At 72.3% G+C, this 20114-nt stretch carries 15 protein-coding genes; 4 read left to right on the top strand and 11 right to left on the bottom strand.

Annotated elements, in window-relative coordinates; translation table 11 throughout:
- Nucleotides 1-3: 3 nt before the first annotated feature.
- The gene (locus ACLJQF_RS20090) at nt 4-1494 is read right to left on the bottom strand and encodes a sodium:solute symporter (protein WP_410610640.1); all 1491 of its coding nucleotides are present in this window, start codon (nt 1492-1494) and stop codon (nt 4-6) included.
- 96 nt (nt 1495-1590) lie between these two features.
- Here ACLJQF_RS20090 and ACLJQF_RS20085 point away from each other — a divergent pair, with 96 nt between their 5' ends.
- Genes ACLJQF_RS20085 through ACLJQF_RS20075 form a run of 3 tightly spaced genes read left to right on the top strand, consistent with a single transcriptional unit; the run spans nt 1591 to nt 4927 of the window.
- Complete coding sequence (locus tag ACLJQF_RS20085; protein WP_410610638.1) at nt 1591-3093, top strand: PucR family transcriptional regulator; 1503 nt, start codon at nt 1591-1593, stop codon at nt 3091-3093.
- A gap of 35 nt (nt 3094-3128) precedes the next feature.
- Nucleotides 3129-3806: a response regulator transcription factor gene (locus tag ACLJQF_RS20080; protein WP_410610637.1), complete on the top strand. Its 678-nt coding sequence runs from the start codon at nt 3129-3131 to the stop codon at nt 3804-3806.
- Nucleotides 3803-4927, top strand: coding sequence for a sensor histidine kinase (locus ACLJQF_RS20075; RefSeq protein WP_410610636.1), 1125 nt, complete (start codon nt 3803-3805; stop codon nt 4925-4927). Before ACLJQF_RS20080 ends, ACLJQF_RS20075 begins: the two co-directional genes overlap by 4 nt.
- Before the next feature lie 56 nt (nt 4928-4983).
- Here ACLJQF_RS20075 and ACLJQF_RS20070 read toward each other — a convergent pair whose 3' ends face one another.
- Entirely contained in the window at nt 4984-6057 is a 1074-nt protein-coding gene (locus tag ACLJQF_RS20070) for an alpha/beta hydrolase fold domain-containing protein (RefSeq protein WP_410610634.1), read from the bottom strand.
- A complete protein-coding gene (locus ACLJQF_RS20065; protein WP_410610633.1) occupies nt 6051-7577 on the bottom strand; it encodes a PHP domain-containing protein in 1527 nt (508 codons plus the stop codon). The genes ACLJQF_RS20070 and ACLJQF_RS20065 overlap by 7 nt, the downstream gene beginning before the upstream one ends.
- Before the next feature lie 69 nt (nt 7578-7646).
- On the opposite strand from ACLJQF_RS20065, the gene ACLJQF_RS20060 reads away from it, so the two are divergent.
- Nucleotides 7647-8075 (top strand): hypothetical protein, encoded by a 429-nt coding sequence (locus ACLJQF_RS20060; protein ID WP_410610632.1) that lies wholly within the window; start codon nt 7647-7649, stop codon nt 8073-8075.
- A gap of 60 nt (nt 8076-8135) precedes the next feature.
- On the opposite strand, the gene ACLJQF_RS20055 is transcribed toward ACLJQF_RS20060, so the two are convergent.
- From ACLJQF_RS20055 to ACLJQF_RS20020, 8 genes are all read right to left on the bottom strand, one after another.
- Entirely contained in the window at nt 8136-10247 is a 2112-nt protein-coding gene (locus tag ACLJQF_RS20055) for a 3-hydroxyacyl-CoA dehydrogenase NAD-binding domain-containing protein (protein ID WP_410610631.1), read from the bottom strand.
- Nucleotides 10248-11438 carry a thiolase family protein gene (locus ACLJQF_RS20050; RefSeq protein WP_363998447.1) on the bottom strand — a complete coding sequence of 397 codons (1191 nt, stop codon included), beginning with the start codon at nt 11436-11438 and terminating at the stop codon, nt 10248-10250.
- A gap of 127 nt (nt 11439-11565) precedes the next feature.
- Entirely contained in the window at nt 11566-12195 is a 630-nt protein-coding gene (locus ACLJQF_RS20045; protein WP_410610629.1) for a DUF998 domain-containing protein, read from the bottom strand.
- Nucleotides 12196-12255: 60 nt separating this feature from the next.
- Nucleotides 12256-13482 (bottom strand): hypothetical protein, encoded by a 1227-nt coding sequence (locus ACLJQF_RS20040; RefSeq protein ID WP_410610627.1) that lies wholly within the window; start codon nt 13480-13482, stop codon nt 12256-12258.
- A 31-nt stretch (nt 13483-13513) separates the two neighbouring features.
- The gene (locus tag ACLJQF_RS20035) at nt 13514-15115 is read right to left on the bottom strand and encodes an allophanate hydrolase (RefSeq protein WP_410610625.1); all 1602 of its coding nucleotides are present in this window, start codon (nt 15113-15115) and stop codon (nt 13514-13516) included.
- Nucleotides 15112-18645: an urea carboxylase gene (uca, locus tag ACLJQF_RS20030; RefSeq protein ID WP_410610623.1), complete on the bottom strand. Its 3534-nt coding sequence runs from the start codon at nt 18643-18645 to the stop codon at nt 15112-15114. The genes ACLJQF_RS20035 and uca overlap by 4 nt, the downstream gene beginning before the upstream one ends.
- A complete protein-coding gene (locus tag ACLJQF_RS20025) occupies nt 18642-19277 on the bottom strand; it encodes an urea amidolyase associated protein UAAP2 (protein WP_285989903.1) in 636 nt (211 codons plus the stop codon). Before ACLJQF_RS20025 ends, uca begins: the two co-directional genes overlap by 4 nt.
- Nucleotides 19274-20107, bottom strand: a complete 834-nt coding sequence (locus ACLJQF_RS20020; RefSeq protein ID WP_410610621.1) for an urea amidolyase associated protein UAAP1 — start codon at nt 20105-20107, stop codon at nt 19274-19276. Before ACLJQF_RS20020 ends, ACLJQF_RS20025 begins: the two co-directional genes overlap by 4 nt.
- Nucleotides 20108-20114: the final 7 nt, after the last annotated feature.

Genomic DNA, 20114 nt, shown 5'->3' with positions numbered 1-20114 from the left:
CTGTCACTCCTGATTCTCGGAAAGCGGCACTTTCACGTGAAAGTGCCCTGGAGGTGCGGGCTCCGGGGCACTTTCACGTGAAAGTGCCGGGTCGGCGCCGGTGAGGCGGTGGGTCCAGACGGAGAGGATCGCGTCGGACGTGCGGGGCGTGGCGAAGCTGACGGCCAGGTACACCACCAGGCTCGCGCCGAGGCCCCAGTAGATCGGGGTGTTGGCGTCGACGCCGTCGATGATCATGAAGGCGATCACCGAGAGGGTGCCGGCCACCATCGACGCGTACGCGCCCTGCCGCGTGCCGCGCCGCCAGAACAGCGCGCCGACGATCGCGACGAGCAGGCCGCCGACCAGGATGTCGTAGGCGATGGTGAGGGCGTTGACCACGTCGTCGACGATCATCGCGATGCCGATGGCCAGGAGGCCGAGCACGAGCGTGGCGATCCGGTTGCGGCGGAGTTCGCCGCCCTTCTTCAGGCCCAGCTTGGTCAGCAGGTCCGACGTCGTCGTGGTGGAGCAGGCGATGAGCGCGCCGCTCGCCGTCGACATCATCGCCGAGAGCGCGGCGGCCAGCACCAGGCCGCGGACGCCGGTCGGCAGCAGCCGCTCGACGATCGTCGCGAAGGCGTCCTGCGCGCTGGCGATGTCCGGGTAGAGCGCGTGCGCCGCGGTGCCGATCAGGGCCCCGGCCAGACCGTAGACCAGGCAGTAGACACCGGAGGTGATGCCGCCGGACGTCGCGATCGCGGGCGTGCGGGCGGTGAACACCCGCTGCCAGATGTCCTGGCCGATCAGCAGGCCGAAGGTGTAGATCACGAAGTACGTGATGATCGTGTCGGTGCCGATCGAGGTGAAGCTGAAGAAGCTCGCGTCGAGCTTTTCGCTCATGCCGGAGAAGCCGCCGGCCGAGCTGATCGCCACCGGCAGCAGGATGGCCAGGATGCCGATGGTCTTGATGACGAACTGGGCGATGTCGGTGAGCGTGATCGACCACATGCCGCCGAGCACCGAGTAGAGCACCACGATCGAGCCGCCGATCACGATCCCGGCCCAGTTCGGCAGGTCGAACAGGACCTTGAAGATGGTCGCGAAGGCGAGCGTCGAGGTCACCGTGAGCATCAGGGTGTAGCCCCACATGACGACGCCGGACACCGCGCTGGTGCGGCCGCCGTAGCGCAGGTCGAGCATCTCGCCGACGGTGTAGACCTTCAGCCGCACCAGCCGCCGCGCGAACAGGGCGTGCAGCACAAGGATGCCGACCCCGATGCTGACGACCAGCCACATGCCGGAGATGCCGTAGGTGTAGCCGAGCTTCACGCCGCCGACCGTGGACGCACCGCCGAGGACGACGGCCGACATCGTGCCGGAGTACATGAACCAGCCCAGCCGCCGCCCGGCGACGAGGTAGTCGGACTTCGTTTTCGCGAGCCGGAGGCCGTACCAGCCGACCCCGAGCATGCCCGCGATGTACAGCGCGATCACCGCGTAGTCGCCGGTCACGGTGTCCTCCTCACGTCGGTTTCGGTCACCGTAGGTTCGCCTGCCACCTCCTCGGCATGGGATGATTCGTCCCCAAGTCGACTCGGCAGGGATGAAATGACCTCGACCCTGGATCCACTGTCCACCGAAGTGAATGTCCCGTTACGGGCGGTCGTCGGCAACCGGGAGCTCGCGCTCCACGTCGTCCCCGAGACGCTGCGCCCGGGCGCGCTGGACACCCCGGTGCGCTGGGCCCACGTCAGCGAGCTGCAGGACCCCGCGCCCTACCTGGTGGGCGGCGAGCTGATCCTCACCGCGGGCGTCAACCTGCCGGAGGACATCGACCGGTACGTGCGCGGCCTGCGCGATGCCGGCGTGACGGCAGTGGGCTTCGGCCTCACCCCGACGGTGCACGAGACCTTGCCGGAACCCCTGCGCCGGGCCTGCGCGCGGCGCGGCCTGCCGCTGCTGGTGGTGCCGGCGCGCACGCCGTTCCTGGCGGTCAACCGGGCGGTCTCCGTCGCGCTGACCGCGGCCGGCCAGCGGGAACAGCGGCGGATCACCGCGGCCCGCGAGACGCTGACGCGCGCCGCGGGTGGCGGGCTCGGCGAGCTGACGTCGTCGCTGGCGGCGGTGCTGCGGTCCTGGGTCGCGCTGGTCGGCGCCGGGGACGTGCTGGCCTCGGCGCACGACGCGCCCGCGCCGCTGCCCCCGGAGGTGCGCGACCTGATGGCGACCGTGCGGGCGGGCAGCGGGATCCGGAGCGCGACCACCGAGCTCGCCGACGGGTTCGTCGTCGTCCAGCCGGTGTACCCGCAGGCCACCGCCTCGCACCTGGTGGTCGTCGGCCGGTCCCGGCGGCTCGACGGCGCCGACCGGGCGATCCTCGCCGTCGGCGCGGCCCTGCTCGGCCTGGTCGGCCGCGCGGGCTCGGACGCGGCCGAACTGGGCGCGGCGGCGACCGGCCTGCTGCTCGGTCGGACGTCGCCCGGGGAGGTGGCCCGGTCACTGCTCGGGTCGGAGGTGGTCCGGCTGGTCGCCGGGACGGCCTACCGGCGTGGCCCGGACGAGGTGGCCCAGCGCCCGGACTGGCTGCGGGCCCGGCTCGACACGCCGTTGGTCTCGGTGCTGCCCGGGCCTTCTTTCGTCGCCGTCGCCGGGGCTGTCTCACGTCCGGTGCTGGAGGACCTGCGCGAGCACGGCTGGCTGGCGGTCGTGGGTGCGCCGGTGCCCGCGTCTCAGGCGGCTTCGGCGCGGGCGGAACTGGACCTGCTGCTGGCGCGGGCCCGCGCCCTGGGCCGTCCGGTCGTCGCGGGTGGCGGGCCACTGGACTTCGACGCCCTGCTGGACCCGGGCGCTTCCCGCGGGTTCGCCGAGAAGGCCCTGGAACCGCTGGTGGTGCTTGACGAGGCCGGCGACCGTTCGCTCGTGCTGACGCTGCGAACCTGGCTGGCCCACCACGGCGGCTGGGAACCGACGGCGGCGGAACTGGGCGTCCACCGCAACAGCGTCCGGCACCGGATCGCCCAGGCCGAGCGGGCGTTGGGCGTGGATCTGGCGGACCCGGAGACCCGGATGCGGCTGTGGTTCGCCCTGCGTTGGGTGGCACCGGGTCCTTAAAGGGCACTCTCAGGAAAATATGGGATTGTGGGCTGGTGCGAGTTTTGGTAGTCGAGGACGAAGAACCCCTGGCCGACGCGATCGCCCGTGGCCTGCGCCGCGAGGGCATGGCGGTGGACGTCGCGCTCACCGGGGACGACGGGCACGAGAAGGCTGCCGTCACGCGGTACGACGTCGTGCTGCTGGACCGGGACCTGCCCGGGATGTCCGGTGACGAGCTGTGCCGGGAGATCGTCGCGTCCGGGGAGCTGACCCGGGTGCTGATGCTCACCGCGAGCGGCTCGGTGTCGGATCGCGTCGAGGGGCTGTCGCTCGGCGCCGACGACTACCTCGCCAAGCCGTTCGCCTTCCCCGAGCTGGTCGCCCGGGTGCGGGCGCTGGGCCGCCGGGCGACTCCGGCCGCGCCGCCGCTGCTCACCGCCGGGGACGTCGAACTGGACCCGGCCAAACGCACTGTCCGGCGCGCGAGCGGGCCGGTCGAGCTGACGCGCAAGGAGTTCGGCGTCCTCGAGGTGCTGCTGCAGGCCGCCGGGTCCGTGGTCAGCAGCGAGGAGCTGCTGGAGCGCGTCTGGGACGAGAACGCCGACCCGTTCACCACGACCGTCCGGGTCACCGTGATGACGCTGCGCAAGAAGCTCGGCGAGCCGGGGATCATCGAGACCGTCGTCGGTTCCGGGTACCGGGTGCCGGAGCCCGGCGCTTCGCGCGCGTGAACCTGCCGGGCACCCGCACCCTTCGCGCCCGGATCACGCTGCTGGCGACCGTGCTGGTCGCCGCCGTCAGCCTGCTGTTGCTCTGGCTGGCCTGGACGCTGGTGCGGGACTCGCTCGAGGCCGTCCCGCGGATGCCGCCGGGCAGCACGGTGGTCGTCGACGGCGTCACGGTCGACGCCTCGACGCTCGCCGAGCACCTGCGCGTGCACGCCCGCGACCGGATGCTGCTGTTCGGCTCGATCGCGTTCCTGCTGGTGGTGGCGGCCGCGGCGATCCTCGCCTGGACGTTCACCTCGCGCGTCCTGCTGCCGCTGCGCGAGATCACCGGCACCGCGCGGCGGCTGTCGGTCGAGTCGCTGGGGGAGCGGATCGGCCAGCTCCGCACCCGCGACGAGCTGGCCGAGCTGGCGAGCACGTTCGACGACATGCTCGACCGGCTCCAGTCCGCGTTCGACGCGCAACGCCACTTCGTCGCGAACGCGAGCCATGAGCTGCGGACGCCGTTGTCGGTGATCCGCACCGAACTCGACGTCACCCTCGCCGACGACGACGCCGACGAAGCCGAGCTGCGCCGGATGGGCGGGGTGGTCCGGGACGCGACCGAGCGGGCCGGGCAGCTGGTCAACTCGCTCCTGCTGCTGGCCCGCACCGACGGCGCCGGGCTCGGTGTGCACGAGCCGGTGGATCTCGCGGTCCTCGTCGACCGGGCGTGGCGCGCGGTCCACCGCGAAGCCGGGCAACGCGGCATCCGGGCGTCGTTCAATATGCCGCCGGCGTCCGCGTTCGGCGACCCGGCGCTGCTGGAGCGGATCGCGGGGAACCTGCTGGAGAACGCGGTCCGCCACAACGTCGACGGCGGCTGGCTGGAGGTCGTGACGCAGCCGGGGCCGCGGTGGTCCCTGCTGCGCGTCCGCTCCTCGGGCGGCCTGGTCGACCCGGCGGTGGTGCCGGAGCTGTTCGAGCCGTTCCGCCGGGCCGGCGTGGCCCGCACGGCCCGCCACGGCGCCGGCCTCGGCCTCTCGATCGTCCGGGCCGCGGTGGCGGCGCACGGCGGAACGGTGACGGCCGAGCCGATCGTGGGCGGCGGCCTCGGCGTAACGGTCCACCTCCCGGTCCGGTAGGCAGTCTGCCGCGGCTTGTCGTGAGTGGTAATTAGGGTTAGAACCCTAATTACCACTCACGACCTGGACAGGGCGAGGGCGGCGCGGAGGACTCCGGCCGCGTGGAGCATGGCCGCGCGGGCGTCCGGGTCGATGCCGACGCGGTTGGCGAAGCCGTGGAGCTGGCCTTCGTGGCGTCGGTGGACCAGGGGGACTCCGGCGGACGCGAGCCGGCGCGCGTACGCCTCGCCTTCGTCGCGGAGGAGGTCGAAGCCGCACGTGGCCACGAATGTCGGCGGGAGGCCGTCGAGGGCGTCGTCGTAGAGGACCGAGGCGCGGGGGTCGCGGTACAGGGCCGGGTCGCGGACGTACTGGTCGCGGTACCACGCCCATTCATCCCGGTCGAGGCGGAAGCCCGAGCCGAACTGGCGGTGCGACGCCGACCCGCCGAGCGCGTCCGTCGCCGGGGTGAGCAGGAGGCTGAACGCCGGCCGGGGCAGCTCGCCGCGGGCCGCCGCGTGGGCGACCGCCGCCGCCAGGTTGCCGCCGCTGCTGTCGCCGCCCACCGCCAGCCGGGCCGGGTCCGCGCCGAACTCCGCCGCGTGGGAAAAGACGTACGAGAACGCCGCGACCGCGTCCGAAGCCGCCGCCGGGAACGGGTGCTCCGGGGCGAGCCGGTAGCCGATCGACACCACCCGCACCCCGGCTTCCTCGGCGAGCAGCCGGCACGCACCTTCGTGCGTGTCGATGCTGCCGAGCACGAACCCACCGCCGTGGAAGTACACGATCGCCGGGCCGGGCGCCGGGACGCCCGCCGGTTCGTACAGCCGCAGCGGCAACGGCCCGCCCGGCCCGGGCCACGAGAAGTCCCGGGTCCGGACGCCGGGGCAGATCCCGGCGCCGGCGAGCGCACCGGCCAGGTTCAGTTCGGCCCGGGCCCGGACGAGGCTGCCGTTCTGGTGCGGCGCGTCGAACGGCGCGAACCGCGACACCCGCATCAGCACCTGAGCGGTGAGAACCGGCTGGCGGCCGTCCACCACCACCGGGCGTCCCGCGATCACGCGCAGCACGGGCGCGGGCAGCCGCAGCAGGAAACGCAACCCGGCCATGATCGACCGCACGAGCAGCCGCCGGGACAGTCCATTCAGCACAGGTCCACAAAAACCGGGTTCGCGTACATCCACAAGTCTTCGAACGGGTTCGCCTGCCCGATGACGTCCGGCGTGGGCTCGGCATCGCCGTTCGAGCCCCGGACGCGCACGTAGAACGGCGAACGCACGTTCCGGAAGGTGTGCCGGAACACGACCTGCCGCCCCGGCGCCCAGCGCGGCTCGAACGACTCCACGACCCGCGTGCCCGGCGCGGTCATCGCGTCGCGGTCGGCGGCCGGGCCGGTCACCGGCCCCGCGACGACGTCGAGACGCGCCAGTCGCGGCACCGAGCCGCCGCCGTTCGGCCGCGACGCGAGCCGCGCGCGCACCACGACCGTGACGTCCGATCCGCGCCGCACCCGCAGGCGCCCGCCCAGTGTCACCGAGGAACCACCGCCGGACACGCCGACCTCGAGCTCCTGGACCAGGCCGCCGTGCGTCAGCCAGATCCGCCCGGCCCGCAGGCCGTCCAGGACGCCTTCGAGGCTGCGCCGCGTGACGCCGACGTACGTCCGGCTGAACTCTCCCGGGTAGAAGTCGGCGTACGGGGCGGCCAGCTGCGGGACGCCGGAGTCGATCGGGTCGGGGAACTTGCCGGTCGTGTCGTACCAGTCGCCCGGCACGTCCGGGCGGACCAGCGTGTCGCCGCGGTTGTAGTGCGAGTCGGAGTTCGTGGTGATCCACCACGGCTTGCCTTCGGCGAGCAGCGAGTCCCACAGCCCGCCGACCTTCGCCGTCGCCCAGTCCCAGCCGCCGTGCGTCCGGTACGCCTCGGCCGGGTAGCCCGGCCACGAGTTCGGGCCGGGGTTGTTGACGTACCCGCCGCGCGCGCCGCCGTTGCCGAGCGGCTTGGGGAAGCCGTCCGCCTGCGCGCCGGGCGCGCCCTCCATGCCGATGACGATGCCCGGCGCGGCGTCGCGGTAGGCCCGCAGTTCGTGCGGGGCGACGCGGCCGTTGCGCAGCGGGTGGTTGATCAGCACGACCGGCGCGTGCAGCCGCTTCGCCTGTTCCTCCGCGGCCAGCCAGCGCAACGCCCGGAGCGCGAGGGCCTCGTTCGCCGGGTTCGACGCCTCCGAGTTCGTCAGCCGCCAGTCGAAGGCCCGCTCGAACTCGCGCAGCTTGGCCGCCTGCTCCGAACCGGCCTGGAAGAACACGGTCGCGTGCTCGGCACCCGGGACGTTCCACTCCATGCCGTGCCACAGCAGCAGGTCCGGGTACTTCCGCCGGGCGGCGAGGAAGTCGGCTTCGGTGGGCTCGACCGACACCTTCTCGTGCTCGGCGTGCCCGTGGTCGGTGAAGACGATCCAGTCCGCGCCGTGGGCCCGCCCGCCGCGCGCGATGTCGTCGATCCGGTACATCGCGTCGTAGGAGTACTGGCTGTGCGTGTGGTGGTCGCCCACGAGCCACTGGTAACGGTCGAACCGGCCGCTGAAGTCGAGGTCGGGGGCCGGGAGGGGCACGCTCGCGGCGGCGGCCGCGAGGCCGGCGCCCTTGAGGAAGCGGCGTCTGTCGGTGGTCACGGCGGGACGCTAAGCCGCCGGGGTGAACGGGCGGTGTCCCGGCGGCCAACGTGTGCTGTGATCTTCGGTGTGGCGGAGAAACCCCTGACCCGGGTGCTGCTGCCGGTGATCGCGCTGGCACTGGCGGCAGGCATCGGGCTCGCGTTCTTCATCGCCGCGCTCGTCCGGCCGCCGGACCTGCCGGTGGACACGAACCCCGCGCCGCTGGCCGGGCACACGCTGTGCGCGGCGGTCGTCGTGACCTTTTTGTCCGAAGAGGACATGCGGGCCGCGGTGCCGTCCGTTCGCGCCGACCCGAAGGCCCGGCGGGTGTTCCTGGAGCCGCCGTCGGTGTCCCTGCTCGCCGTCCCCGGCACCGACCTGAAGGCGTGGGCGCAGGAGCTGCACGCCCGCTACCGGGGCGCCGAACGCGTGACGGTGATCGACTCCGAGACGACGGCGGCGCAGCTGAAACTCACTGCGCCGCCGCCGAAGTGCCCTCGCGAGGGCGAGTACTGAAAGCCGTGAAGGCCACCTTCAGGAACTACAAGTTCCTCAAGGTGGCCTTCACGAACTTGGTCAGGAAGCCGGGACCGAAGCCACGCCCGGGGCGAGGAACGGCTTGCCGTTCACGCGCTCGGAGACGCCGGAGCGGTCCAGGTACGGCGTGATGCCGCCGTTCCAGAACGGCCAGCCCGCGCCGAGGATCAGGCACAGGTCGATGTCCTGCGCCTCGGCGACCACGCCCTCGTCGAGCATGATCCGGATCTCCTCGGCGATGGCGGACAGCGCCCGGTCGCGCACCTCCTCCGAGGTGGACGGCTTGTCACCCTGCGTCCAGAGCTCGACGACCTCGGGGTCGGCCGAGGGCTTGCCCTGGGCGTCCCAGATCCAGACGCCCTTCTTGCCCGCCTTGACGAACTTCGCGAGGTTCTCGGACACGGTGAACCGGTCCGGGAAGGACTCGTGCAGCGTCTCGCCGACGTGCAGCGCGATGGCCGGGCCGACGAGCTGCATCAGCGTCAGCGGCGTCATCGGCAGGCCCAGCGGCTCGAGCGCGGAGTCGGCGACCTCGAACGGCGTGCCCTCGTCGACGGTGACCAGCACCTCGCCGAGGAAGCGCAGCAGCAGCCGGTTGACGACGAACGCCGAAGCGTCCTTCACCAGCACGCTGGACTTCTTCAGCTGCTTGCCGACCGAGAACGCCGTCGCCAGGGAAGCGTCGTCGGTCTGCTCGCCGCGGACGATCTCCAGCAGCGGCAGCACGGCCACCGGGTTGAAGAAGTGGAAGCCGACGACCCGCTCGGGGTGCTGCAGCTTCGACGCCATCGCGGTGATCGACAGCGACGAGGTGTTCGTCGCCAGGATCGCCTCGGGCTTGACGTGCTGCTCCAGCTCGGCGAACACCTGCTGCTTGACGCCCAGCTCCTCGAAGACGGCTTCGATGACGAAGTCGGCGTCGGAGAACGCGGCCTTGTCGAGCGAGCCGGTGACGAGCGCCTTGAGCCGGTTCGCACCGTCCGGGGACAGCCGCTTCTTGGCCAGGAGCTTGTCGATCTCGGCGTGGACGTACCCGACGCCCTTGTCGACCCGCTCCTGGTCGACGTCGGTGAGCACGACCGGCACCTTCAGGCGCCGCACGAACAGCAGCGCGAGCTGGCTGGCCATCAGGCCGGCGCCGACGATGCCGACCTTGTTCACCTTGCGCGCCAGTGACTTGTCCGGCGCGCCGGCCGGGCGCTTGGCGCGCTTGTTCACCAGGTTGAACGAGTACAGCCCGGCGCGCAGGACGTCGGACATGAGCAGCTCGGCGAGGCCGTCGGTCTCGGCCGCGTACCCGCGGTCCAGATCGTTTTCGCGCGCCAGTTCCAACAGTTCGACGGCCTTGGTGGCGCCCGGTGACGCGCCGTGCGTTCGTCCATCCACAATGGACTTGGCACGGGCGATGGCCGCGTCCCAGCCCGAACCGCGGTCGATCTCGCGGCGGACCGGGGTGATCTCGCCGTTGACCACCTTCGCCAGCCACAGCAGCGACTGCTCGAGGTAGTCGGCCGAGCCGAAGACCGCGTCGACGATGCCGAGCTCGGCCGTCTGCTTGACGGAGAGCATCTTGTTCTGCGCCAGGGCGTTCTCGATGATCACCGTGACGGCGGCGTCCGCGCCGATCAGGTTCGGCAGCAGCTGCGTGCCGCCCCAGCCCGGGAACAGGCCGAGGAAGACCTCGGGGAACGCGATGGCGGCGGTGTTCTCCGACAGCGTCCGGTAGTGGCAGGACAGCGCCAGCTCCAGGCCCCCGCCCATGACCGCGCCGTTGACGAACCCGAACGTCGGGATCGTCGACTCGGTGAGGCGGCGGAACACGTCGTGCCCGGTCTGGGCGATCTCGCGCGCCAGCTCCGGGTCGCTCACGGACTCGACGCCCGACAGGTCGGCGCCGACGGCGAAGATGAACGGCTTGCCGGTGACGGCGATCGCGGCCGGCTCGGCGGCGAACGCCTCGTCCAGCGCGGCGTTCAGGCTCACCAGGCCTTGGGGGCCGAAGGTGTTCGGCCGGGTGTGGTCGTGGCCGTTGTCGAGCGTGATCAGCGCGACGGGCTTGGCGAGCCCGGGCACCTTGACCAGCCGGGTCTTCGCCTCGGTGACGACCTCGTCCGGGAACGCGGCCTTCGCTGCTTCAGCGGTGAAAGTCATTTACTTCGCCCCCTCGAACGCCGGGTTCTCCCAGATCACGGTGCCGCCCATGCCGATCCCGATGCACATCGTCGTCATGCCGTAACGCACGTCGGGCCGCTCGGCGAACTGGCGGGCCAGCTGCGTCATGAGCCGGACGCCGGACGAGGCCAGCGGGTGGCCGCACGCGATCGCGCCGCCCCACTGGTTCACGCGGGGGTCTTCGTCGTCGATGCCGAAGTGATCGAGGAAGGCCAGCACCTGCACGGCGAAGGCCTCGTTGATTTCGAACAGGCCGATGTCGTCGATGGACAGGCCGGTGCGCTTGAACAGCTTCTCGGTGGCCGGCACCGGGCCGATGCCCATGACCTCCGGCTCGACGCCGGCGAAGGAGTAGCCGACCAGCCGCATGGCGACGGGCAGCCCCAGCTCGCGGGCGGTTTCCTCGTCGGCGAGGATCGATGCGGTCGCGCCGTCGTTGAGGCCCGCGGCGTTGCCCGCGGTGATCCGGCCGAAGGGGCGGAACGGCGTCTTGAGGTTTGCCAGCTGCTCGACCGTGGTGCCCGGCCGCGGCGGCTCGTCCTCGGTGGCCAGGCCCCAGCCGAGTTCCTTCGACCGGGTGGCGACGGGTACCAGCTCGGGCCCGATCTTGCCGGTCTTGACGGCCTCGGCGTAGCGCTCCTGGCTGCGTGCGGCGTAGGCGTCGGTGCGCTGCTTGGTGATCGCGGGGAAGCGGTCGTGCAGGTTCTCGGCGGTCTGGCCCATGACGAGCGCGGTGGGGTCGACGAGCTTGTCGGCGATGATCCGCGGGTTCGGGTCGACGCCCTCGCCCATCGGGTGGCGGCCCATGTGCTCGACGCCGCCGGCGATGGCGATGTCGTAGGCCCCGAAGCCGATGCCGGACGCGGCGGTGGTGACGGCCGTCATGGCGCCGGCGCACATGCGGTCGATGGCGAAGCCGGGCACCGACTTCGGCAGCCCGGCCAGCAGCGCGGCGGTGCGGCCGATGGTCAGGCCCTGGTCACCGATCTGGGTGGTGGCGGCGATGGCCACCTCGTCGACGCGCTCGGGCGGCAGTTCGGGGTGCCGCCGCAGCAGCTCGCGAATGGCGTTGACGACCAGGTCGTCAGCGCGGGTCCCGGCGTACATGCCCTTGTCGCCGGCCTTGCCGAAGGGGGTGCGGACCCCCTCGACGAAGGCGACGTTGCGCACGCCTCGCGCGGTCGGCGCGAGCGGCGTTGCTGGTGCGGCCACGAATGCTCCATGAAGTAGACGTTGTTGACCGCACGATAGCCCTTGTTACCGGTCGGTAACCAGTGGTGTGGCCCGGTCGAGTGGGCTACGGCACACTCCTGGGCTCCATCGTCCGTCCCTTCACGAGCCAGGCGACACCGAACGCCTCCACGGCGACGGCCTCCAGCCACAGCGCCGGGTGCAGCGACGGCGCGATGCCGAGGTACTTGGCCAGGGCGATCAGCACCAGGCAGGCGAGGATGACGCCGCCGCAGACGCGGTAGAGCGCGCCGAAGCGCTCCGGCTGCTCGCCGTCGTGGGGGAACAGGCGGAGGCAGAAGTAGGCGAGGGAGAGGAAGAACACCGCCGCGAAGACGAGGTGCAGGACGCCGGCGGTCCGGTCCCACGCCGTCACGTCGTGGTCGGGGGTGGTGGGGGACAGCGCGAGCCCGATCGCGCCGAGGCCGGCGACGGTGCTGGCGATGTTGTCGATCCGGTCGTGGCCGTAGTAGGCGAGCAGGAACACCCCGACCGCGCACATCGCGCCGACCAGGACGTCCCGCAGGTCGGTGTAGTAGTAGCCGCTCAATGAGCCGATGAGGTCGCCGCCCTGGACGAACTGCTTGCCGAGGATGACGACGACCGGCAGGGCCAGGCCGATCAGCCCGATGGCGCGGCGGAGGAACAGGTACGAGTGGACGAGGGTGTTCTGCGGGGATCTGGTCGCCGTGGTCATGGCCGCCTCCGGGGGTTCACTGAGGTGAATCGGCCGGGAGGTGCCCACGGATGAGGCTTGTTACCGGGGAGTTGTCCAAGTTCTCAGCTGATCGTTACGCAGCTCGGCGAAGGTGCCGTCGTGGTGGGCGATGGGGTGGAACCCGGGAGCGAAGCCGGCACGGGCGCCCTCGGCCGGGTCCCAGACCTCGAGCCCGGCTTCGGCGGCGACGTACAGCAGGCCGTCGTGGGCCCACATCCGCCCGGCGGGCCCGGTGAAGGACCCGGTGCAGCGTCCGGTCGCGGCTTCGCGCAGCTCGATGCCGTCGAGGAGCGGCTCACCGATGCCTTGCAGGGCCACGGTGTGCTCGCCCAGCCAGGCGATCGGGGTGTCCCAGGTGTCGCCGCGGTCGGCGAGGTGGCGTCCGTGTTCGGGGGCGTGCCGGTCGCCCGCGAGCCACGCCGCGCAGTCGATGATCAGCGGGATGCCCACCGGGTGCCAGGCCCAGCCGTCGGTGAGCAGCGAACGGCCGGACGGGCTGGGCAGCAGGGCGCCGAAATAGTAGTCGAGGTAGTGCTCGGGGTTGTCCTCGCGGGTGGTCGGGCGCTCGGTCAGCAGGCGGCCGGTGGCCGCCTCGAAGACGTCGAGCCGGTTCGAGTCGGTGGCCGCGACGAACCTGTCCCCGTCGAGGAAGGCGAACGGGAAGCGGGTCCACTCGTTGTCGTCCCAGTCCCGGTCGAGGCCGAGCACGGTGACCCACTCCGCCAGGTCGACGACGGTGCCGTACTGCCCGTAGTCCGAGACGATCGCCGCGAACCGCCCGTCGCGCGAAGCGTGCAGTACGGGGCCGCGAGGCCGCTCCGGCCCGTCGTTCCGCTCGACGTCACGCTCCTCGGGCAGCACGACCGGCCCGAGGAGCCACTGGTCCTCGTGGTCGATCCGGACGAAACCCGCTTCGGTGAGCGCGAGCCAGCCGCCCGGCACCGGCACGAGGCACCGGTCGTTCAGCGGCGTCATCGGGCAGGGACGCGTCGTCCAGGCGCCGGCGAGTTCCCGGTCCCGCAGCAGGACCTCGGGCGAGCCGCGCCAGCCGAGGTGCGCCAGTTCCTCGGCGCGGTCGAAGCAGCCGACGCAGGCGTCGAGCAGTTCCGGCGCCTCGGCATCGGCGCAGTCCGGGCACTGCAGGTCGAAGTGGGTCTTGATCCCGGTGAGCACGCGGAAGCACGCGGGTCCGTTGTCGGTGGTGAGGTGGGCGCAGACGCGCGCCCCGGCGGCCGGAGCGACATGGCCGCACGAAAGAACTTTCACCACTTCAGTGTCGACCGGCGGCGCAACCGATTTACCGGACGCCGAGGTGGGCCAGCCAGCCACCCTTCGCCGAGATGTCCTCCGCTCCCTCCGTGGCCGCCGGTTCGCAGAGGAAGCCCGATACCGATGTCCCGTCGGCCAGTTCGAGCTTGCCGATGGCAAGGGGTGCCGGGATTCCGGCGACGAACTCGCCGAAGCCCTGAGGCGGCAGCTCCCAGATCTCCGCGGCCACCGCAACGCCGCCGGACGCGACCCGCACCAGGCCCGGCTTCGGTGGCACCGTGTCCAGCGCGTACAACCGGTAGGAAGCCGCCGTCGAGACCGCGGACACGAACCGGCCGCCGCGGGACGTCAGCTCGTGGTTCAGCGGCTGGCCGCGCAGGTGCGCGCCGACCACGACGATCGGGATGCGTTCACGCCGCAACCCCGCCAAGGCCGCCAGCTTCAGGTCGTCGTGCGGGGCGCCGAGGAGCATCACGCCGAACGGGCGCCCGGCCACCGACCCCGCCGGGACCGCCAAGGCCGAGAGCCCGAACAGGTTGGTGGAGTTGGTGAACCGGCCCAGCCGGGCGTTGACCGCCACCGGGTCCGCGGCGACTTCGGCGATCGTGGGGTGCTCGGTCGTCGTCGGGACCAGCAGCGCGTCGACACCGGCCAGCGTGGCCAGCGCCTCCGCCCGCAGGCCCGCCAGTACCGCTTGGTCGGCGAACAGCCGGTGCGCCCGGATGTCCCGGGCCGACGCGATGATCGAGCGCACGACCGGGTCGACGGAGTCCGGGTGGGCGTCGATGAACTCCCCGACGGCGGTGTACCGCTCGGCGACGAACGCCCCGCCGTACAGCAGCTGCGCCGCTTCCAGGAACGCCGAGATGTCCACAGTGGTCACTTCGGCGCCCGCCGCGGCGTAGTCCGACACCGCGGCTTCGAAGGCCTCCGTCCAGCCGTCGGCCAGCGGGCCCAGCTGAGCCGGGGACGGCACGCCGAGGCGGAACCGTCCCGTGTGGACCTGCGCGGGCTCGGCCAGGCAGGTCAGCGCGAACGAGGCCTCCTCGACCGTCCGGGCGAACAGCGAGACGCAGTCGATGCTCGCGCACGCGGGCACAACGCCAAGAGTCGGCAGTAGCCCCGGTGTCGGCTTGAGCCCGACGATCCCGTTGAACGCCGCGGGCACCCGGCCCGACCCGGCGGTGTCCGTCCCCAGCGCCAGGTCCACGATGCCGAGGGCGACCGCCACCGCCGAGCCCGAGCTGGAGCCGCCGGACACGTACGCCGGGTCGACGGCGTTCCGGACCGCGCCGTACGGGCTGCGCGTCCCGACCAGGCCGGTCGCGAACTGGTCGAGGTTCGTCGTGCCGAGCACCAAAGCGCCCGCCGCCCGCAGCCGCGCGACCACCGGTGCGTCCGCCTCCGGCTTGTACGAGTAGTCCGGGCAGGCCGCCGTCGTCGGCAAACCCGCGACGTCGATGTTGCCCTTGACCGCCACGAGCTTGCCGTACAGCGGCAACCCCTTACCCGACAAGGTCGCGGCCTCGGCCAGGACGTCGGCTTCGGGCCGCAGGTCGATCCAGATCTCGGGCCGGTCGACCTGCTCGATGCGCCGGTAGGCCGCCCGCACGCGTTCGAGAAGGCTCATCCGAGCACCACCAGCGGGGTTCCGGGCGCCACCTGGTCACCGGGGGACACGAGCACTTCGACCACCTCACCGCTCGCCGGCGCGGGGATCCGCGCCTCCGTCTTCATCGCTTCCAGCGTCACCAGCGACTGCGCGTTCTCGACGCGCTCGCCCGCGGAGACGTCGACCCGCCACACCGTCGCCGCGAACGGCGCCTCGACGACGTGCCCGCCCGGCGGCGCCTCGACCCGCGCCGGCGGCCGGGTGACCGGCTCCGGTTTCGGGTCGAACTCGCCCGCCGCCGCCCACGCCTGGCGTTCGGCCTCGAACGCGGCCGCCTGCGTCGCCCGGAACCCGGCGATGCTGCCGGCGTTGTCCGCGAGGAACTTCTGGTAGTCCGCCAGGGCGAAGGTGCCCTCGGTGGTGTCGAGTTCCAGGGTTCCGGACGTGCTCTGCGCCCGCAGGTCCAGCAGTTCCTCGGCCGACACCGGGTACCAGGAGATCCGGTCGAAGAACCGCAGGTTCCACGGCTGGTCGCCGCCGCGCCAGCTGTTCCAGACCTGGACGGTCCGCCCGACGAACTGGTAGCCGCCCGGGCCCTCCATGCCGTAGATGCACAGGTAGGCGCCGCCGATGCCGACGGAGTTCTCCGCCGTCCAGGTCCGCGCGGGGTTGTACTTCGTCGTCACCAGGCGGTGGCGTGGGTCCAGCGGCGTCGCCACCGGCGCGCCGAGGTAGACGTCGCCGAGGCCGAGCACCAGGTACTCCGCGTCGAACACCGTCCGGTACACGTCGTCCACACTGGACAGTCCGTTGACGCGCCGGATGAACTCGATGTTCCAGGGGCACCACGGCGCGTCGTCGCGGACGCCGGTCATGTAGCGCTCGATCGCCTCGCGCGTCGCGGGGTCGTCCCACGACAGCGGCAGCCGGACGCTGCGGCTCGGCACCACGAGGTCGTGCGTCGGCGGCAGGTCGCGCTCCAGCTCGCGCACCAGCCCGAGCGCCTTGCCGACCGGCAGCGCGTCCGGGTCGACGTGCACCTGCAGCGACCGGATGCCCGGCGTCAGGTCCACGATCCCCGGGACGCCTTCGGCGGCCAGCCGCTCGGCCAGCGCGTGCACCCGCATCCGCAGGGCGAGGTCGAGCTTCATCTCGCCGTACTCGACGAGCAGGTTGTCGTCGCCGCTGCGGCGGTAGGTGACCGACGGCTCTTCATCCGAAGAGGACAGTCGCGCGAGGACGCCGCCGTCGTCGCGGGCGGCCCGGCTCGGCTCGACCGCCGACGTCGGCCGCGTCCGCAGCGCCGCCGCGTGGTCGGTGCCGATCGGCACGAACCGCACGGTGTCGCCGGGCCGCAGCTGCCCGAGCTTCCACCGCTCGCCGGTGGCGACCGTCGCGGGGCAGACGAACCCGCCGAGGCTGGGCCCGTCCGGGCCGAGCAGGATCGGCAGGTCGCCGGTGTAGTCGACGGCGCCGATCGCGTACGGCGTGTCGTGGATGTTCGACGGGTGCAGGCCCGCCTCGCCGCCGTCCGGCCGCGCCCACTTCGGCCGCGGCCCGGTCAGCCGGACGCCGGTGCGCGCCGAGTTGAAGTGCACTTGCCAGTCGGTGGCGTAGAACGTGTCGACGTCGTCCGGGGTGAAGAACTCCGGGGCCGCGTGCGGGCCTTCGAGCGCGCCGATCGTCCAGTGAGCAGCGAAGGCCGGGCGATCGGCCGAAGCGACCGGCCCGACGACCGGGTCCGCCGGGGCTGGCCCGGGCCGCAGGACGTCCCCGGCGGCCAGTGCGCGGCCGCCGTGCCCGCCGAACTTCCCCAGCGTGAACGTCGCCGCGCTGCCGAGGAACTCCGGGACGTCGACGCCGCCGCGCACCAGGACGTAGCTGCGCAGCCCGGCCGTGCACGCCCGGACGTCCAGGGTCGCGCCCGCGGGCACCTCGACGGGCGTCCACAAGGGAACTTGCGTGCCGTCGACGAGCACGGTCGTCGGTGCGCCGGTGACGCACACCTCGGTGGCGTGCGAGAACCGCAGCGCGACACCGTCCACAGTGCACTCCAGGCCGGGTGCGCCCTCCGGGTTGCCGAGCGCGAGGTTGCCCAGCCGCAGCGAAAGGTCGTCCATCGGCCCGCTCGGCGGCACCCCGACGGCCCAGAACCCGGTGCGGCCCGGCCAGTCCTGGACGGTCGTCATCGTGCCGCCGCGCAGGACGTCTATCCGCGGCTCCGCGTCCTCGACGTGGTCCAAAGTGGACGTATCGTGGGCCGCGGCGGTGAAGGCCGCTTCGGCGGCCGCCGCCCGCAGTTGCCCGAGGTTGGTCTGCACGCCGTCGAACCGGGTCGCGGCGAGCGCTTCCCGCAGGTTCGCCAGCGCGTCGGCGCGGTCGGTGCCGGTGCAGATCACCTTGGCCAGCAACGGGTCGTAGTGCGTGGTGACGGTCGCGCCCGGCTCGACCCAGGTGTCGACGCGCGTGTCCGCGGGCAGGGTGACCCGGGTGACGAGGCCCGCGCTCGGCCGGTGCCCGGCGCCCGGGTCCTCGGCGTACACGCGGGCTTCGACGGCGTGCCCGCGCGCGACCGGGATCGCGCGGAACATCGCGCGGTCGCCCTGGGCGAGCCGGAGCATCCAGGCGACCAGGTCGACGCCGTACACCGCCTCGGTGACCGGGTGCTCGACCTGCAGCCGTGTGTTTACCTCGAGGAACGCCGCTTCGCCGCGTTCGGGGTCGTAGACGTACTCGACGGTGCCCGCCGAGCGGTACCGCACCGACGAGCACAGCGCGATGGCGGACTCGACCAGGTGCTTGCGGACCTCGTCGGGCAGGTCCGGCGCCGGGCACTCCTCGACGACCTTCTGGTTGCGCCGCTGCAGCGAGCAGTCGCGCGTGCCCAGGGCGAGGACCTCGCCGAAGCCGTCGCCGAACACCTGGACCTCGACGTGCCGCGCGCGGGTCACCAGGCGTTCGAGGAAGACGCCGGAGCTGGCGAAGCTCTTGGCCGCGACGCTGCGCACGGTGTCCCAGGCGGCGCGCAGCTCGTCCGGCGACGCGCAGGCGCGCATCCCGATCCCGCCCCCGCCGCCGGTCGCCTTGAGCATCACCGGGTAACCGATTTCCCTGGCACGCGCGAGTGCTTCGTCCACATCGGACAACAGGCCGGTGCCGGCCAGCAGCGGTACGCCCGCCGCGATCGCGGCCTCGCGCGCGGTGTGCTTGCTGCCGAACACCTCCAGGTGCTCGGGTGCCGGTCCGGCGAACGCGATCCCGGCGTCTTCGCAGGCGCGCGCGAACGCCGCGTCCTCCGAGAGGAAGCCGTAGCCGGGGTGGATCGCGTCGCAGCTGGTGTCGAGAGCGGCTTGGATGATCGCGCCGGCACGCAGGTAGCTTTCCGCCGCGGGCGCCGGGCCGAGCCGCACGGCCCGGTCGGCGAGCCGCACGTGCGGGGCGAGGCGGTCGGCGTCGGAATACACCGCGACGGTCTGGAGACCCAGTTCCTTGGCGCTGCGCAGGATCCGGACCGCGATCTCGCCGCGGTTGGCGACGAGCAGCCTCACGCGCCGACTCCCGGGGAGATGACGACCATCCGCACCGGCGTCGGGTCGAACCCGTTGCACGGGTTGTTGATCTGCGGGCAGTTCGACACGAGGACCAGTACGTCGGTCTCCGCGCGCAGCCGGACCTCCAGGCCCGGCGCGGAGATGCCGTCGACGATGCCGAGCGTGCCGTCTTCCTCGACCGGGACGTTCATGTACCAGTTGACGTTGCTGACCAGGTCGCGCTTGCCCAGGCCCCACTTGGCGCCCTCGATGAGGAAGTTCTCGACGCAGGCGTGCTGGTGGCGGGTGTGCTGGCCGTAGCGGAGGCTGTTGGACTCCTTGCTGCACGCGCCGCCGAGCGTGTCGTGGCGCCCGCAGGTATCGGCGACGACGGTCAGCAGCGGCGCGCCCTCCTGGGTGCGCAGGACGCTGCCGGTGGTCAGGAAGATGTTGCCCTGCGCGGCGATCGTCGCGGCCGCGCTGTAGCGCTTCGACGTGTCGTTCGCGTCGTAGCAGAGGAAGTCGACGGCCTGGTTGCCGCCGAGGTCGATGATCGCCAGCTCCTGGCCCTGCTGCAGCACCGTCGAATAGGGTGCGCGCGCGGGAACGTCGACGCTGACTTCCAGCTGGGATTCGTAGGCCGTGCTCATGCGATCCCCCGGGCGCTCAGGTAGTCGGCGGTGTTCTCGAAGGCGCGCTGCGCTTCGGGCGAGTGTGTCCACTCCGGACTGTCCGGTGTGGTCGGCCGGTCGCGCCAGGCGAGGACTTCGAGCCTGCTCACGGTGTAGTCGGGCCGCGGGTCGACCGGGTGCGCGACGTTGGCGAGCAGGACGATCGACGGGATTTCGATCCGGAGGTCGACGCTGTGGCCGGGGCCCACGGAGCCGGTGAACTCCAGCTCGCCTTCCGGCTGGACCCGGACACCCTGGAAGAACGACAGGCTCGGCGGCAGATCCCGGGGCCCCAGACCGTTCTTGGCCGCGGCCAGGGTGAACAGCGGCAGTCCGGCGGGGGAGGGGCCCTCCGGGGCGCCGCCGCCGTAGCGTGCGGTGTTTCCGTCCACAGTGGACGTCCCGCAGAGGGCGTCGTGACGCCCGCTGGAGTCGCCGATGATCGTGGCCAGCACCCGCGCCTGGTCCGACAGCAGCGCCACCGACTCGCCGAGGTAGGCGTTCCACTGCACCTTGACCGTGTCGGCGACGTTCAGCCGCTCCCACGGCCCCTCGGCGTTGAACAGCAGCAGGTGCGCGCAGGCGTCGCCGTCGACGTCGGTCAGCCGCAGCCGCGTGCCCCGGGCCAGCACCTTGTGCGTGTACCCGCCGCCGGCCACGGTTTCGGCCCAGGTCAGCGCCTCGGGGGCGACCTCGGCCGGCGGCGCGGGCCAGGTGCTCGCCGGGATCGACGGCATCGTGTCGACCACGGTGCCGGCCTGGGCGCGGGCGTGATCGCGCGCTCCGTAGGTCGTCGCGGTGGTGCTCATGGTCGTC

Source organism: Amycolatopsis sp. lyj-109 (assembly GCF_046548995.1).
In the GTDB taxonomy this organism is placed as follows: Bacteria; Actinomycetota; Actinomycetes; order Mycobacteriales; family Pseudonocardiaceae; genus Amycolatopsis.
The sequence above is the reverse complement of the archived record's forward strand: the minus strand, read 5'-3'. Positions and strand labels throughout refer to the sequence as shown.

What these genes read in the sequence shown, in the direction of transcription:
- ACLJQF_RS20045 (WP_410610629.1), bottom strand. Translation starts at nt 12,195, where the DNA reads ATGACCACGGCGACCAGATCCCCGCAGAACACCCTCGTCCACTCGTAC.
- ACLJQF_RS20055 (WP_410610631.1), bottom strand. Translation starts at nt 10,247, where the DNA reads ATGACTTTCACCGCTGAAGCAGCGAAGGCCGCGTTCCCGGACGAGGTC.
- ACLJQF_RS20025 (WP_285989903.1), bottom strand. Translation starts at nt 19,277, where the DNA reads ATGAGCACGGCCTACGAATCCCAGCTGGAAGTCAGCGTCGACGTTCCC.
- ACLJQF_RS20020 (WP_410610621.1), bottom strand. Translation starts at nt 20,107, where the DNA reads ATGAGCACCACCGCGACGACCTACGGAGCGCGCGATCACGCCCGCGCC.
- ACLJQF_RS20035 (WP_410610625.1), bottom strand. Translation starts at nt 15,115, where the DNA reads ATGAGCCTTCTCGAACGCGTGCGGGCGGCCTACCGGCGCATCGAGCAG.
- ACLJQF_RS20085 (WP_410610638.1), top strand. Translation starts at nt 1,591, where the DNA reads ATGACCTCGACCCTGGATCCACTGTCCACCGAAGTGAATGTCCCGTTA.